Source organism: Candidatus Woesearchaeota archaeon (assembly GCA_027858315.1).
Taxonomy (GTDB): domain Archaea; phylum Nanobdellota; class Nanobdellia; order Woesearchaeales; family UBA583; genus UBA583.
The window spans coordinates 35105-51184 of record JAQICV010000103.1 but is presented as its reverse complement, the minus strand read 5'-3'; the positions used below and the strand labels follow the sequence as shown (position 1 = coordinate 51184).

Genomic DNA, 16080 nt, shown 5'->3' with positions numbered 1-16080 from the left:
TTTACTAGATAAATTATAGAAAATTGAGTTAATCATAAATTTTACTATATTTAATTTAGGATTTTTTTATAAAAAAATTAAAATTTATATTTAATTTCTTTGAAAACTCAAGTTTAATATTATAAAAATATTTTTTCTTAAAAAGAATAGTTATTCAAAGTTGAAAAATCAACTTTTCACGGACTTTTTATTCAAACCCAAATAAAATAAAAATTTATAAACTATTAATTACAAAAAAATACATGGATACACTTTCATTTATAAAAAATTCAGTACTAATTTTCTTTCAAAAAGAAAAAGCGTACACAGATTTAGCAAAAACTAACATAAAAAATTCAATATTATGGATGTTTTTACCATTAGTAATTTTATACACACTAATGGGATTAGTACTATTAATAATGGGAGAAATTAGTTTGCTTGAAACAATTATATTTATTTTATTAATAATAGTTTTTTCAGGAATAATTGTACTAATAACTATTGGAATAATTGGAATCTATCAAGTATCTTATATGGTATTTGGTGGAAAGGGAAAATTTAAAGACATGATTAACTTATTTACTGCAACATATGTAGGAAGTGGAGTATTATCCCTTCCAGTAATGATAGTTTTTTATCCACTGTTCTTTTTAATAAAAAATGAATTAGTTTTAGGAATAATTCTTATAATGTATGCAATAGTAATACTTGGAATTTGGATTTGGTACTTAGTTACTGCAACAAAATACTTTGCAAAATTACATAAATTAACATTATTAAAATCATTCTTTGCACTAATAATACCTACACTATTGTTTATTGGATTAGGATTATTATTAGTAGCATTAGGAACCCTATTACAAACTGCAGCAAACATTTAAGTTGTAAAATAAAATAAATTTTTATTTACAATCTATTTCTAAAAACAGAATTAAGTTCTAAAATTGATTTATTATTTAATGAACCCTCAACAAATGCAATGGTTGTTCGAGTAAGATAATCCAGAAATTCATTCTCAAAATGCTCAGACTTATTTTCAAGTGAATTTTTTCGTCTAGCAACATCAAGCAAATCAACTAATTTATTACTTTCAGGATTATTTACTAATTCGGATAAAAATAACTCTTCCTCAAAACTATTACTCTCTAAAGCATAAGGATCCATATATTGCCAATTTTGACCTTCATATGAACCGTTCAAAGAAAGTCTATTTTTTGATTCTATTGGGAAAACATAAAGACTTAAATATTCTATGCCAGGTTCAAATGTTAAAAAAGAAAGTCTACTAATATCCTCCTCTAAATATATTTTCCCAAAAATAGATTTTCGAATACCTTTCTCAAAAGCACTCCCAAAAATAATTTCACCTTTCCTATAAATACTCCCTTCAAAAAAAGAACTAAAGCTATCACAAAAATATTCACAATTTAATAAATATAAAGGAAGATTATTTTTCATTTTAAACTACCTATAATTAAACAATACATCTCTAGATTTATGAGAAGTTTTAGTGATAAAATCATTTAAAATTATACTCAAATCATCAAAAGAAACTCTTTTCAAAGGAACATCAACAGGAGTATCACAAAACTTAAAAGATTCAATAATATTGCCTAAGATAGAACTAATTTTATTTTCGCAACCTGAAAATGAATACCCTAAATTTGTAACTAAACCAGCATATTCAATTTTTGGATTAACATTATCAACCCCTTCAAACATATAAACTGAAATTGGTATCTCAAATTTAGGACTAGGTACACTCAAAAACATAAGTAACCCACTATTCTCAATTTCAAGACCAATTAAAGCCTCTACTCTTCCTTCTCTATTCAAACTCCCAACAATTTTATTATCAAAAAGTTTCTCATAGTGTCCATTTATTGCTACTCGAGATTCAACCTCTTTACCACTAATACCATATACTTTTGAATTTTCCATATATCTTATAGGAATAGACCATTTATAATACTTACTATTAGGTAGTATATAACTGAAATTTGTAAATAAGAAAAAATATAAAAAAATAAAATTCAACGAAAATTAAAGCATGAATCCTTTCTTCAAAATAACACTAAATCCTATTTCTTCAATTTCTGAAACTGGAATAGAAATATTATGTTTTGAAATATCAACAGACTTTGGAACAACAACTAATTCACTAAGAATAGAATCAGAAACAACAACACTCTTCACAGTACCTATAGTTTTACCCTCATTAGTTAAAACTTTAAGTCCTCTATAAGTATCTGTAGGAACCTTACTCAAAAAAACAACTCCAACTGCAAACCTATCAACATAATCTATGCCCATAAATAAATCTGGTCTAAAAAGTCCTTGATCAATAGTTATACCTATAAGTTCTTTTGCATCCATATCAATATGAATTTTTGTCACAATTCCTAAAATAGCTCCATTAGGATCAACTACATCCTTACCAAGTATCTCATCTGAAGTTGTAATTTGTCTACTCATTTTATTTATATGAAGTTTTCAAAATTATATTTTTTTTCATAACTGAAATCTCAGTTTTTGAAACTTTTGCAGGTTTTGAAAAAGAACCTTTTCTAACAAGCAAATGTTTAAAATTATTAAGATTAGAATTTCTATCAATCCCTATAACTTTCCCAAGATTTCTACCATCTGCATCAAAAACAACTTTTCCTAAAAGAATAGTAATAGGATCAATAGATAAAACAATTGAATCCTCCGAATTTAAAGAAAAAAATTCCTTATCTATATACAAATTACTCTTACCATAAATAAGCATTCCTGCAAAATCATTATTATGTGCAACAAACTCTTTAAGTTTCCCAACATACTCCCCAGACTTAGAATAAACTCTCTTTCCCAAATAAGAACCAAACTTATTAGTTTCCTCCATATTTTTAATATTTTGCGAAACTATAGATACTTCTTTCTTAAACATTTTTGCCACCTAAAAATAATTTGTGTTTATGATATATAAATATATCCCAAAGTAATCATCGAAAACTTAATTAATTGACCCAAAATGAAAAAAATATAGAATTTATTTCGACTATACTTAAAAACCCCTAAAATTGTAGACAAAGGTTGCGAAGGCAAAGGCAAAACATTAAACACAAAAATTGCGTAAACACCATAACGATTAACCATACTTTTAATTTTATAGAACTTTTTAATAGAAATAATTTTCTTAGAAATATTTCCTAATCGCATACCTATTTCATAATTTATTGAGTAAGAAATAACCAAACCTAAAATAAAAAGTAAAATAATCGAGATAGGATTATGTTCAGCCCTCAAAAAAGCAACAAAAATAATTTCTAAAGGAACAAAAACAAAAAACAAACCACCAAATAAAGTTGTATAAAATGCCCCCAAAAAAGTAGTACTTTTTAATTGTAGGTAAATATGCGAAAAGAAACCATTAACAATAATTGAAAATAAATTATTAGAAATTCTAATAGAAAAAACATAATACAAAATAAAACTAACAAAAAGGATAAAACCAAAAAAATATGCAAAATTCAAAAACAATTTTCTATTAAAATCGTAACTAAACATTAAATCCTTATCATAAAAAATATTCTTCTTTTTTGACATCTACTAAATTACAAATTTATTAGTATAAAAAGTTTTACATAAAAATACTTGAAATTACATTAATCAACATATTATTAAAATCTAATCACAAAAGTTATATAATCTAAAAAACTATTCTATATATGTCTCAAAACATTTATGACTTATTATTAGAATCAAAAGGTATTAGTAAAGAAGCAAGTGGCTTAGCTAAAATTATTTACGACCTGCAAGATACTGACTCAAATATAGTCAGTATAAGATTTCCAAAAAAGTCATCCTTAATAATAAATATTGAGCTTAGAGAACTATTTCAAAGCAATAAAGAATTTGAAACATACCTAACTCAAAACAAAATCCCATTTGATAATGTTCTTAATGAAGAAAACACTACTAAAAGTTATAGTTTTTTTAAAGGTCTATACACTCCAGATAGTGTTCAAGGTATTTTCTATCAATCTCCCTTGCCAAAATGATAAACAATAACTAAACTAAAATAATACAAAACTAAAACACCAATAAATCCTAAAATTTCTTTCAAACCAAAAATAACTACATAAAACTCATAAAATATAAAATTAATGAAAATCCCCCATACATACATAAAAGGTAAAAATAAAATACCAAAAACTCGAAGTTTAGTTCTATCAATTCTAAAAAATCTTTTTAAAATCCCTTTCCTATACAAATCAATCTTAAATCTATGTAAAATCAACAAACTAAAACTAAAAATCATAAACAATACAAAATAATAGAAAATATATGAAGATGGATTCTTAACTAAATAAACAAAAAACTTTCGTTGAGAAATTTGAGTCTCATTTAAATCATCCAAATAACAATAATCTCTAAACTCTCTAGTCTCAAACATCCAACCATCAAAATTCTCTGAGTCTATATCATAGCAGTTTTTAAAATTAAGATTATACTTTGACTCTTTCACATTAAAAGTCTTCAAATAATCCTCTTGAATTGGGAAAATCACTAACTCATCATCAACATAAATCTTCTTTTGAAGACTCAATTCATTTGAAATCATCTCAATAGTTGAATCCGAAATAGAATCTTCACAAATATTATCAATAAGATCTAAATTATAATCAATATCCTCAAGTCTAAAAAAATTCTTAAAAACATAATTAGAATCATTTAAAGAAGTACTAACTAAAACTTCCCCTTGATTCTCAAACTTATAAGAACAATTATCATTCAAACAAGTAAAACTTTGTTTAAAGAATTTTGCAGGAATATTACACTTAACAATATAATTATTATAATCATAATCTACAGAATAAGTAAAACTAACCAAAAACACAAATAAAAACATTAAAATAAATATATTCTTTGATTTCATCATAAAACTCTCTTCAAAACAACAACTCCATAAGGAGCTAAACTTGCAAGTTCAACTTCCCTATCTAAAACTTCAAAATTCTTAGACTCACGATTAACTAATTCAACAGAATAATTTGCAAGACCCATACCAGCATATTTCAAATCATCTGAATTAAATACACACTTATAATTTTCCTCAGACTTTACTCCAACCTTATAATTATGAATAATATTTCCTCCGGTATTAATCACTACAATGAACTCACCCTCATCAGACTCCCTCTTAATAACTAAAACCTTACTCTTATCATCAACATTTAGATATTCTCTACCTCTAACATTAACTGGCCAGAAAGCGCTCTCATCCATAATCAAATTAACATCTCTCTTAAAATCAAAAAGAGCCTTATTTGCTTGATTAAAAGTTAGATACCATCTAATAGAAGAATCATGTTCAAAAGTTCCTGGTTGTAATAAAAATGTTTGCGCTAAATCAAGAATTCTACCTTCGCAACCAAAAGCAATAATTGCCTCCATTACTTTAATTTTACCAACAGCATGAATATGATTAGAAAAACTTCCCTCAGTCATACAATCATAAGCATAAGCCCCAGTACATCTCATAGCCATAAGTCCTGCTGCAGCATCATGATTATGAAAATCAGCAACAGTTGAATTAGACCTTCCCCATTCTTTTTCTTCCATAATATGTTTAACTCTCCAAATAGAAATATCATTCCCACCTTTAAACATGAAATCTTTATGAAAAAAATAAGTCAATCTTGAACTATTATAAGCACTAGCACCAAGTGCTCTAGGATTACTCTCAATTGGAGCAACAAGCATCTTAGCATTATCATCAAAATAATAATGCGCTTCAAAATGAATAAGTGCAGAAGGATTATAATCATAAATACTTGAATTCAACTCACGCAAGAAATTCCTACCATTAGGTCTCTCATCACCATCTCCATTTTGACCATATCTAATAATACCATCAACATTATCAATTCTAAACCCATCAATTTTGTAATGCTTCATAAAATGCAAACAAGAACTAGTAAAGAAATCCCTAACATAATTATTGTCAAAATCAATTCTCATAGTACCCCAAGAAGTCTCATCCTTCAAATACAAATAAGTACCATCTTTTTTCTTCCAATGATGAATCCCATGTTCACTACAAGACTGTCCAAAAATATTATAATCTTTATGAGGTAGATGACCTAAAACAAAATCTCCAATAACTGCAATTCCTGCCTTATGAAACATATCAATCATATAAGCGAACTCATCAGGATTCCCCCAATTCTTCTGAATTGCATATTGAAAAGGAACAAGATATCTAAACTTCCAATTAGAACCATCTATACTTTGAGCAAAAGGTAAAAATTGTACTGAATTATATCCTTGCTTCTTTATCTCATCAATAACTGAGCTCTCAGCAATAAACTCATACAAACTCTTCTGTGAAACATCTCTAGCGCAAACACCTTTCTTATCTGCAAAATGCGAAACAAGTCCAGGTAAATCTGTCTGTAAAATTTTAACTGCTCGATTAAAAGTATCAACAAAACTATATTCTTGTTTATAACTAGATGGATCTTCAAAATCCCAAAAAATAGTATTTCCGGAATCTGAGAAATAAGCTCCAGCAGGATCTTGAATATAAAATTTCTTTTGTTTATCCACTACTAAAAATTTATACTCATCCTTATGCTTAAGATTATTCAAAACAATATACGCAAAAATACTATGTTCATCATGCTTTAACTTATATTTGTTCAAATCATTCTTACCCCAATCATTAAAATTACCAACAACAAAAATATCTAAATTTGAATTATCAATAAGAAGTGAAAGTTTAACCTTACTAGCAACACCTAAAACATCCCTTTCAATAATTTTAACACCAAAATTACTATCCCATAAACTCAAATCTTTCATTGGTTTTTGATTATCATATAAATATTCCCATTGATAATCATATTTTTTATCCATAACAAAAAACAAACTAATTCATATATAAACTTTACTTATAACCAAGTAAAGGTTTTTTTTAAAAAAATTATTTACTAAAAGGTTTATGTCCACAACTATACTTTAAAATCAAATATTTTATAAATTAAAAAATACATCTAAATTCTGGTGAAAATAATGTCTAGAAAAATTAAGAAACTATATCGTTCAAAAAATCAAAGAGTAATAGCTGGAGTTTGTGGTGGCTTTGCTGAATATATTGAAACAGACCCAACAGTAATCAGATTAATATTCATTTTAATCCTAATAGTAACTGGAATATTACCTGGAATAATCTTTTACATAATATCTGCAATAATAATTCCAGAAAAATAATCTAGAAAATACCTATCAAAACCAATAATTTACAATTGAAGTGAAAAATAACTAACACTATGACAGTATTTATAAATCATATTTAAATAAACTAAGTATAATGCAAAATCAACAAACTTCAATTAAAAGAAATCAAATTTCTTATTTCAATCCAGTATCAACTGGCTATACTACCCATGATACAAACATGATAATTGATGCAAAAAAAAGACTTAGAGAAGAATTAAAAGAACCTTACTGTTCAAAATGTGTCTTTGTAAATAGTTCTCTTGAACATAACTACCCAAATACACTAAGATTAATGGAGAAAATTCTAAATGAGAAAATTAGTGAAAAAGATTTATTCACAACAAGAGATCACCTTCAAACACATCCTACTGAATCACAAATAATTAGTATTGAAAAAACAAATTTAGCTCAATATGGACCTTTAACAAAAATTCATTGTAAATCTTATATAGAAAAAGATTTATTCAACTTTTAACTTTTCATTTTTTTTCTCTACTCAAAATTAGTTATAAAAACTTAATTATAAATAAAATCAAGAAATAATTAAAATGGCGGAAAATAAAACATTTTACCTAGAAAATGGAAAGACTTTTAACAATTTGAAAGGATTTGCAAAGAACCTTAAAGATATGACTCATGAAACATTAAAACATCATGTAAATGAAGCAAAGAACGATTTTGCAAACTGGGTTAAATACTCAATGAAAGAAGATGACTTATCAATAAAAATTGGTAAAAAAATAGATAAAATAGAATTAGAATTAGAAGTTCTAAGACATCTAGTACATGATGAAGCTAAAAAAAAAGCTGCTCCTGTGAAAAAAGCAGTAGTTAAGAAGAAACCTGCTACAAAAACAAAACCTACTTCTAAAAAAAAATAAAAATTTAAAATTTAAATTTATTAATAGCAAACTATAAAAATACTGAAATCCATGACAAATATCACAAAGGTGATTTACATGGAAACTCTATCAATTAGTACTCAAAGTTTTAACAATGGATTTATACCTAAAAAATATAGTTGTGATACACAAAATATAAGTCCACAAGTTCAAATTATATCAGTACCAACAGGAACAAAAAGTTTATTATTAGTATTTAATGACATAACAAAAAGTAATGAAAATCACTGGATAGTCTGGAACATACCAGCATCAACTAAATTAATTAAAGAAAATGAAATTCCCGAAAATGCAATAATTGGTAGAAATGATTTTGGACTTACAAATTATTTTGGACCAACTAATGACAAAACAGACCATAACTATGAATTAAAAATTTATGCACTAAGAGACTTTCTAAAATTTGGAAATAATGCAAGTAAAGAAGAAATATTAAATTCAATAAAAGAACTAATAATTGAAGAAGCACAAATTATTGCTCATTACAAATAATTTTTAACTAACATCACTCAAAATTCCTATAAATTTATTTGATAAATCTCTATAACCTATTTTATTGAGTTCAGATAAATCATAGAGCTTTTCCAATTCTAAAAATTCTTTATATAAAATCTCAATTGAGATTTTACTCTCGAAATTTTTATAACTAATTCCACTTAATTTACTTTTAAAATGATTCAAAATAATTTTCCCAATCTCTCTTCTAAAATCAACTTGAAAAATTTTATTAATAGTCTCATAGATTCCTCTTCCCTCAACTAATGAATAATTATGATCTTTAACAATTTTTTTAGAAAAATTCAGATACTCTTGAAGTAATTTCATCATATTTTTATGAACTAATTTAAATCTATTTGAAGGAACTTCAACTCCTCGCAAATCTTGTTTAAATCCACTCAAATGATTATATCCATGATATAAAACTACATTATGAAACTCTGCAAAAATATTATTTAAAGAAGTTTCAAGTTCATTCTTATTTTTAGAATCATGATAGTCTAATCTTAAATAAATGCCCAAATATTTCCTAAAAATCATATAATATTCTAAATAACCTAAAATATCATCTAATTTGCCAATTTCTCTCTTTCCAATCCTTTTTTTTAAATTTTCAAAATCATGTTCAATCAAATTTCCAAAATTCAAAATTTTTCGATGTAAAATATTCTCCAATTCAACATTAAAATTACTATTCAAATTCTTAATATATTCTTGCACACTAGAAATAGAAGAAGATAAATTATTGAAAATTTCTGAATAAAAAACTAAATTTCTATCATCTGAATCTTGAATAAAAAAATTTAAATTATTAAGTCTTACAAAATAAGTTTTTTTAAAAATTGAAAATAAAGTAACAAGATCAAAAACTTTCATAAAATTTTTATCATATGTGAAATCAATATTAGATATTTTAATTAAAATACTTCTAACCTCATTAGTATAAAAATCTTTTAATGATGAACTAGAATTCAATGACCAATATCTAAAACTCTCATCAAAAACTTGCCTCTTCTCAAAACCATTAGGAATCTCCCCATTTAATTTTTCCCTAAAAGATTTTAATTCCAAAAGATTACTCAAAACTTTTCTTTTATCATCAAACCTAAAAAGATTTTTTTCAGTTTCACTTAATTTTTTTTGAACCAATTCTTCAAAAGTAGAAGAACCATCTGCATATTTCATACATATTTTCAGTAATAACTCTTTATAAAGATTTGTTGTAACAAATTTTCAAAACTTAATAAATTAACCAAATACATAATACACAAACTAAATAACCATATTACAAATAATTTTTAACTATATTTTTAAATACTCAAGTATTAGACATAATATGGAAAAACAAATTACTAATTTTGCTCTAAATCCTGACGAGAACACAATTAAGCAATTTGAAAACTGCTATAATGAAGAATTTGTAGTCTCAGCATCACTTATGCCTGATGCTCATTCAGGATATGTAGCGCCAATTGGAGCAGTTATTAAAACAAAAGAATACATTGTCCCATCATGGGTAGGATATGACATAGGGTGCGGAATGATTGCAGTAAAATTTAATTCGAATTCTAATCCCAATTTAGTAAATTTTGTTAAACAAAACTCTCAAGAAATCTACAAAAAAATAAATGAAAATCTTGCAATGGGTCTTGGAATCAAAAATACAAATCAACTAACAAATAAAACGATTCAAGAATACAATAAAATCCTCGAAAAATTCATATCAAAACCTCATAATAAGAGTGCACTTAATATAATTAAAAGTCAAGCTCAAGGAAATCTTGGAAGTCTTGGTTCAGGAAATCATTTTATCGAACTATCACAATCTGATAAAGATAATAATTTATGGTTAGTAATTCATAGTGGCTCAAGAAAAATTGGACATTCTCTTGCACAGATGTACATGAAAAAAGCATCAAAAAAACAAATTGAATTTGAAAAAACATATCCTCTAAAAGAAGACTCAATTGAAGGAAAAGAATATCAAAATGTATTAGAATTCTGCTTAGACTTTGCTCTACTAAATAGACTTGAAATGGCCTACAAAATTCATGAAATTCTAGAACAACATTCAAATGAAAAGATTGAACTAGAATTATGGACAAACAAAAACCATAATCATGCAATAAAAGAAGGAAATTATTTCATTCATCGAAAAGGTGCAACCCCAGCTAAAAAAGGAGAAAAAGGCGTAATCCCTGGAAATATGAAAGATGGAAGTTTTCTAGTTGAAGGACTAGGAAACAAAGAATACTTAGAATCATCTTCACATGGAGCAGGAAGACTTTACTCAAGAAAACAAGCAAAAGAAAAAATATCACTTACAGATTTCAAAAAATCTATGGAAGGAATTATTGGAACTATAAATGAATCAACATTAGACGAAGCTCCACAAGCATACAAAAATATTTTTAAAATAATTGAAGAGCAAGATAAAAGTGTGAAAGTTTTAGCTCATTTAAAACCAATAATCAATTTAAAGGGATAAAAATACTATAAAGCCCTATGTCTTGAATTAAAATTATAATCAATTTGCTTTAATGCCACTTTTCTTGCATGCTCATTCATAAAACCCTGCATTGCAGGAAGAGTAAAAAATGGGAAAATTATCAAAGGTATTGTATAATAAAAACTAAATAAAAGTAAAACTACACTAAAATACCCTACATACATAAACAAATACCAAACAAGTCCTGAACTACGAGTAATTCTCCCAAAAGAAACACAAAATTCATATAAATACTGCATTGATAAAAAGATAATTATTGACCAACCTGTAATCTCAAGTCCTTTTGCAAGTCCTAAATTATCACTAAATATTAAAAATTTAAATATAAACACAAAAAATGCCCAAGTAATAGGTAAAATTAATAAGATTATCATTCCTCTTGTAGGGTCTGGTGAATCATCATCCAGTTCAGATAATTTCTCATTAATCTGATAAATCCAATAAATAAAATAAAAACCTAAAGTCAAAATCATCAAAAGCATACACATCAAAGGATTTCTCAACTCAAAATCATTATAAAAATATTCTAAATTCACATTAGAAAAACTCTTTTCAACTCCAACCAATTTAAATTCAAAACATCTACAATTAATAAAAGGTTTTGTTACTTATTTAAATAACAACACAAACTCACACAAAACTTTAAAAACATTAAACCAATAAATCTTATTATGACAACAAACTCTTCTTCAAATGGTGATTTTTTAGATATAAAAATATCTGAAATGTGTGATAAACTAAAAATCACCCATGTTTTAAAAATTGAAGAAGCACCAACAAATAATTTTGGAGTAGTGGATGAATTAGAAATTCTCATCTTCAATAGAGAAAATAAAATCCAAAAAAAATTTAAAATAAAAAATGAACCAAATCAAGACTCAAGAATTTTCATTAGAAATATTTTAGTAGAAGCAATTAAAAAAAAAATATTAGAAAAAGAATCAATTGTTTTAATAGCCTTTGAAGATTCAATCATTTCAGACTATACTTTCGGAATGATAGTAATTGAAGTATCTAAAATCCTATATAGAATTGCAAGATTCAAATTATCCGAATTCATGGAAAATGAACTAGTACTAGAAAAAATAATCGAAATTGCAGAAGAAATAAAAAAAGAAGGAAGAGAAGGAAAACATATTGGAACTCTATTTGTAATAGGAGATGAAAAAGAATTAAAACAATACATTAAACCTCTTGTATTAAACCCATTTTATGGATATCCTGAAAATCTAAGAGATATAATTAACAACGATTTAAATGAAACAATTAAAGAATATGCACAATTGGATGGAGCTTTTGTAATTAATAATAAAGGAATAGTATATAGTGCTGGATCTTATATAGATATAAACACCGATGATGTAAAAAGATATTACGGTTGGGGAACAAAACATACAACTGCCGCAGCAATAACTCAAAAAACAAAATCAATTGCAGTTGTAGTATCTGAGAGTGGTGGAGTTATTAAACTATTTAAGAACGGAAAATTAATTTTAAAATTTTAAGAAAATTATTAATATTTAATAAATGTTAAATTTACCTATATATTCTTTCACTAGTTTAAAGAATGTCCAATAAATTCGAAGAATTTATTGATATGTTTTTTTATTGATTAAAAAGCATTCAGTAAATCTAAAGATTTACTGGTAAAGAATATAATTAGCAATCTTTAAACCAAACTCTTTAGCAGCCTCAGGACCATTTGCAGTAATCAAAGATTTATCTTCAACAACAGCTTCATCAACAAAAGTAGCTCCTTTCTCCTCTAAAAATTTAGATTGTTTAGAATCTCCATTCCAAGCTGTAGCTTTGAAACCTTCTAACAAACCATTATTAGCTAAAATCCTAGGCGCAATACAAATTGCACCAATTAAAATATAGTTCTCTTTAGCTTCATTTAAAATCTTAGAAATAACTTCATCATTTTCATAAATTAAAGCTCCCATACCACCAATAAGAACAACTGCTGCATAATCAGTAACTTTAACTTCAGAAATATCTAAATCTACTTTAACTTCAGCTCCAAGTTTACCTTTTGCTAGTTTTACACCCTTCGAAGCAGTAATAACTTCTAAATCTCTTACTTCAAAAATTTCTTTTGGTACTAAATATTCTTCATCACGAAACTCACTAGGCGCAATAATCATTAAGACTTTATCTTCACTCATATAATAAAAATACTTTCAGTAATTAAAAAAGTTTTGTATAAAAATTAATTTTAATTATTATTACTCTAAAAAAATAAATAATAAATTTTATGGATTCCAACCAGAACTAAATGCATCATAAATAATGTTTGAATTAGAACCACCAACACCTAAAGTACTTCCATCAACAGGAGGATTCACAGGTGGTTCATCAATAATAATCGTTTTAGTACTTCCATTATCACCACAAACACCTAAAGCTCTACAAATTCCATAAGTAGTAACAACATTACCTGCTAAAACACCAACACCAATATATCCATCACCATCTCTTTCCTTTTGCATTTCTTTAACAACAGCAGATCTACCATAAACCACTTCAGGTTTTCTATCAAATAATCCTTCAGATTTAGGCATTGTATCATCCGCAGCTTCCATATAATTTCTAAATAGATTCTTTTGATAAGAATCTACTGCAACCATTTGTTTTTCTGGAGATAGAACTTTACCTTTTCTATCCATTTCATATAATGACCTATTAGCATCAATAACACTACAACCACTTGTTAATAAAGTAATTCCTGCCATTAATCCTACTAATCCTTTATTTAATTTCATTTTCTACTTACCTCACCTAAATTTGCTTCATATGTTAACTTATTTTGTTTAAATCTATCTAAAAGAGTTTCTCCTCCGAAACTTCCATTTTTCAAAGCTTTTCCAATAACTAATTGATTAGGCATATAATTTACACTACCATGACCTGTTAAATTATTAGATCTATCAAATGACACTCCTTTTCCCATATATGATATAACTCCAATAATACTTGTCAAATCTGTAATCTTATCTAAAACACTTGATGAAACTCCTAATTTCCTATATCTTTCAATTAATTCTAATTTCTTATCTTTATTCATTGACAAATTGTCCTTATCATCCATATGAGTTAACATTAAATCATCCATATAATCATTAAATGCAACAACATCAACAAATGTTGATAAATCTGCAACACTCATTGGAACAACATTTTGAGCTTCAGCAATATAATTAAGCAATCCTTCAGCACCATTCATTCCACTAGTTTTATCATTTAAAACATGAACTAAACCCATATATCTCTCATCTCTATTTTTGAAAAAGCCAGTATTATCAAAACCTGCTCTAATTCTTTTCATATGTTCTTTAGTATTAATTCTCTTAGTATTTTCGATATCTCCATCATATACTGCTTTAGTAAATCCAGTATATTCTCCATTTGTATCTTTCTCTAATGCAAAAGCATCTAAAGCACTATTTTCATTATCTGCAAACATATAAATTCCAGAAGGTAATTGAGTAATTCCAGTAATTGGTGTATCTTCAATATTTTGAGATACAACTGCTGGATCTTTAGTAATATTATCTTGAATCATAGGAGCAATCACTGAAGCTGAAGTATCAACATAAAAATCAACTAAATAAGTATCAGTTACATTATTAATTCTACCATCACCTGAACCAGTTTTATCTCTTAATAAATTCTCTAAAGTTCTATTTAACTTACCATTATCATCAAAAGCAAGAACTCCATTATTAACACTTCCAAATACATATTGGTCAGCTAAAGAATCATATACATTAATAGGTTTAGTTCCATAATTACTTTTCAACCAACTAACAACCTCATCTCTTTGAGATCCTTTCCTACCTAAATCACATTCAGGAGTCACCAAAGTTTTACTCTTATCATTAAAACCAGCCCAAGTATCAATAGGAGTTGCTAAACAAATTTCTTCAAATGAAGGTCCTTGTTGAACAACAGGTTTATAACCCCTAGTTTTAACAGGAGTTTTAGGTCTAGTATCTTGTTGTTTAATTATTTCTTGAGGTTTAGGAGTAACTTTTTTTGTAGGTACTACAGATTTCTCAACTTTAGCAGGAACAATAATCTCTTCAACTTGAGTAGTTGATTTACCAAATTTAGATTTAGTAATTTTTGAATCAAAACCATAAACAGGATTCATCAAACTAGCTCCTAATACTAAAGCAGCTGTTCCTAAAGCTATATTTTTAATTGGTTTGTACATCTTTATTTATCCCCCTTGAATTCAACATTATCTCTTACATCTCCAACAATTTCATCGTAAGCAATACCTGCAACTTTTCCAGTCTCAGAATTATTCTTAAAATAATCAGATGAAGTTTCAAAGTCTTTAAACTTGTGAAATGAATTTTGTAACCATTCAACATCTCCTTTATCTAAAGCAGTTTTATATTCATTAAAAACTCCCATCTTAGGAAAAGTACCACTCTCACCAGCATAAGTCCAAACAAGTGTATCTCCTAAAGAAACATCAACTAATTCTTTTTCACTATCACCAGCAACATCAGCATACCATTGAGCATGAACTGCAGTTGGTGCTACAACATTTTTAACACTTCCAAGCATTTTCTCTAAACTCCCTAGACTACCACTATTAAAAGCAAGCATACCTGCTAAAATTCCTCCAACAGCAACAGTAGTTACTACATTATGATACTTAGAGAATAGATTATTTTTTTCAGGAACTTCAATTCTATTATACTCTCCACCCTTAAAATCGATTTCTTCCTTAGTTATAAGTTCATCTTTAACATTTCCAACATAATCACTAACTCCCTTTAAAGCTTCTTTCTTACCTGTATTATAAGATTGGGTTAAGTCACTTGCACTAAAACTTAATCCATTAGATTCAGGAACATTTTTGTCTTTACCTATTTTTACCATTTTTTATAAAAATAATAGGAGATG

Annotated in this window: 21 protein-coding genes; 8 read left to right on the top strand and 13 right to left on the bottom strand. The window is 26.7% G+C overall.

The features are described 5' to 3' along the window. The first annotated feature begins 242 nt into the window (after nucleotides 1–242). Entirely contained in the window at nucleotides 243–863 is a 621-nt protein-coding gene (locus PF569_10260) for a YIP1 family protein (protein ID MDA3856616.1), read from the top strand. A gap of 25 nt (nucleotides 864–888) precedes the next feature. Here the strand turns inward: PF569_10260 and PF569_10255 are convergent, their stop codons facing one another. The 5 genes from PF569_10255 to PF569_10235 all read right to left on the bottom strand — a co-directional run bounded on the left by PF569_10255 (nucleotide 889) and on the right by PF569_10235 (nucleotide 3570). Continuing rightward, nucleotides 889–1440: a hypothetical protein gene (locus tag PF569_10255; GenBank protein ID MDA3856615.1), complete on the bottom strand. Its 552-nt coding sequence runs from the start codon at nucleotides 1438–1440 to the stop codon at nucleotides 889–891. A gap of 6 nt (nucleotides 1441–1446) precedes the next feature. Continuing rightward, nucleotides 1447–1923, bottom strand: coding sequence for a hypothetical protein (locus tag PF569_10250; GenBank protein ID MDA3856614.1), 477 nt, complete (start codon nucleotides 1921–1923; stop codon nucleotides 1447–1449). Nucleotides 1924–2025: 102 nt separating this feature from the next. Next, the gene (locus PF569_10245) at nucleotides 2026–2457 is read right to left on the bottom strand and encodes a PRC-barrel domain-containing protein (GenBank protein ID MDA3856613.1); all 432 of its coding nucleotides are present in this window, start codon (nucleotides 2455–2457) and stop codon (nucleotides 2026–2028) included. A 1-nt stretch (nucleotide 2458) separates the two neighbouring features. Further along, nucleotides 2459–2911 carry a hypothetical protein gene (locus tag PF569_10240; protein MDA3856612.1) on the bottom strand — a complete coding sequence of 151 codons (453 nt, stop codon included), beginning with the start codon at nucleotides 2909–2911 and terminating at the stop codon, nucleotides 2459–2461. Nucleotides 2912–2937: 26 nt separating this feature from the next. Beyond that, nucleotides 2938–3570 carry a VTT domain-containing protein gene (locus tag PF569_10235; GenBank protein MDA3856611.1) on the bottom strand — a complete coding sequence of 211 codons (633 nt, stop codon included), beginning with the start codon at nucleotides 3568–3570 and terminating at the stop codon, nucleotides 2938–2940. A gap of 122 nt (nucleotides 3571–3692) precedes the next feature. Between PF569_10235 and PF569_10230 the strand changes: the two genes are divergently transcribed. Further along, complete coding sequence (locus tag PF569_10230; protein ID MDA3856610.1) at nucleotides 3693–4025, top strand: hypothetical protein; 333 nt, start codon at nucleotides 3693–3695, stop codon at nucleotides 4023–4025. Here the strand turns inward: PF569_10230 and PF569_10225 are convergent. Both PF569_10225 and PF569_10220 read right to left on the bottom strand, forming a co-directional pair. Further along, nucleotides 4004–4903, bottom strand: coding sequence for a hypothetical protein (locus PF569_10225; GenBank protein MDA3856609.1), 900 nt, complete (start codon nucleotides 4901–4903; stop codon nucleotides 4004–4006). The two genes, PF569_10230 and PF569_10225, sit on opposite strands and share 22 nt — an antisense overlap. Next, nucleotides 4903–6885, bottom strand: coding sequence for an alpha amylase C-terminal domain-containing protein (locus PF569_10220; protein ID MDA3856608.1), 1983 nt, complete (start codon nucleotides 6883–6885; stop codon nucleotides 4903–4905). The genes PF569_10225 and PF569_10220 overlap by 1 nt, the downstream gene beginning before the upstream one ends. A gap of 156 nt (nucleotides 6886–7041) precedes the next feature. On the opposite strand from PF569_10220, the gene PF569_10215 reads away from it, so the two are divergent. The 4 genes from PF569_10215 (at nucleotide 7042) to PF569_10200 (ending at nucleotide 8642) form a co-directional block, all read left to right on the top strand. Next, nucleotides 7042–7239 carry a PspC domain-containing protein gene (locus PF569_10215; protein MDA3856607.1) on the top strand — a complete coding sequence of 66 codons (198 nt, stop codon included), beginning with the start codon at nucleotides 7042–7044 and terminating at the stop codon, nucleotides 7237–7239. 100 nt (nucleotides 7240–7339) lie between these two features. Beyond that, nucleotides 7340–7723: a hypothetical protein gene (locus tag PF569_10210; GenBank protein MDA3856606.1), complete on the top strand. Its 384-nt coding sequence runs from the start codon at nucleotides 7340–7342 to the stop codon at nucleotides 7721–7723. Between the two features lie 73 nt (nucleotides 7724–7796). Continuing rightward, on the top strand, nucleotides 7797–8129 hold the full coding sequence (locus PF569_10205; protein MDA3856605.1) for a hypothetical protein: 333 nt from the start codon (nucleotides 7797–7799) through the stop codon (nucleotides 8127–8129). A gap of 78 nt (nucleotides 8130–8207) precedes the next feature. Continuing rightward, on the top strand, nucleotides 8208–8642 hold the full coding sequence (locus PF569_10200) for a YbhB/YbcL family Raf kinase inhibitor-like protein (GenBank protein ID MDA3856604.1): 435 nt from the start codon (nucleotides 8208–8210) through the stop codon (nucleotides 8640–8642). A gap of 3 nt (nucleotides 8643–8645) precedes the next feature. Here PF569_10200 and PF569_10195 read toward each other — a convergent pair whose 3' ends face one another. Then, entirely contained in the window at nucleotides 8646–9833 is a 1188-nt protein-coding gene (locus PF569_10195) for a hypothetical protein (protein MDA3856603.1), read from the bottom strand. 151 nt (nucleotides 9834–9984) lie between these two features. Here PF569_10195 and PF569_10190 point away from each other — a divergent pair, with 151 nt between their 5' ends. Beyond that, nucleotides 9985–11136 carry an RtcB family protein gene (locus tag PF569_10190; GenBank protein MDA3856602.1) on the top strand — a complete coding sequence of 384 codons (1152 nt, stop codon included), beginning with the start codon at nucleotides 9985–9987 and terminating at the stop codon, nucleotides 11134–11136. Between the two features lie 5 nt (nucleotides 11137–11141). Here PF569_10190 and PF569_10185 read toward each other — a convergent pair whose 3' ends face one another. Further along, entirely contained in the window at nucleotides 11142–11723 is a 582-nt protein-coding gene (locus tag PF569_10185; protein ID MDA3856601.1) for a DUF4234 domain-containing protein, read from the bottom strand. Between the two features lie 105 nt (nucleotides 11724–11828). On the opposite strand from PF569_10185, the gene PF569_10180 reads away from it, so the two are divergent. Further along, nucleotides 11829–12662, top strand: a complete 834-nt coding sequence (locus PF569_10180; protein ID MDA3856600.1) for a DNA integrity scanning protein DisA nucleotide-binding domain protein — start codon at nucleotides 11829–11831, stop codon at nucleotides 12660–12662. A gap of 135 nt (nucleotides 12663–12797) precedes the next feature. Here the strand turns inward: PF569_10180 and PF569_10175 are convergent, their stop codons facing one another. The 4 genes from PF569_10175 to PF569_10160 all read right to left on the bottom strand — a co-directional run bounded on the left by PF569_10175 (nucleotide 12798) and on the right by PF569_10160 (nucleotide 16056). Next, nucleotides 12798–13325 (bottom strand): DJ-1/PfpI family protein, encoded by a 528-nt coding sequence (locus tag PF569_10175; GenBank protein ID MDA3856599.1) that lies wholly within the window; start codon nucleotides 13323–13325, stop codon nucleotides 12798–12800. An 87-nt stretch (nucleotides 13326–13412) separates the two neighbouring features. After that, the gene (locus PF569_10170) at nucleotides 13413–13922 is read right to left on the bottom strand and encodes a hypothetical protein (protein ID MDA3856598.1); all 510 of its coding nucleotides are present in this window, start codon (nucleotides 13920–13922) and stop codon (nucleotides 13413–13415) included. Continuing rightward, nucleotides 13919–15376: a hypothetical protein gene (locus PF569_10165; GenBank protein MDA3856597.1), complete on the bottom strand. Its 1458-nt coding sequence runs from the start codon at nucleotides 15374–15376 to the stop codon at nucleotides 13919–13921. Before PF569_10165 ends, PF569_10170 begins: the two co-directional genes overlap by 4 nt. A gap of 2 nt (nucleotides 15377–15378) precedes the next feature. Continuing rightward, complete coding sequence (locus PF569_10160; protein MDA3856596.1) at nucleotides 15379–16056, bottom strand: hypothetical protein; 678 nt, start codon at nucleotides 16054–16056, stop codon at nucleotides 15379–15381. Nucleotides 16057–16080 lie beyond the last annotated feature (24 nt).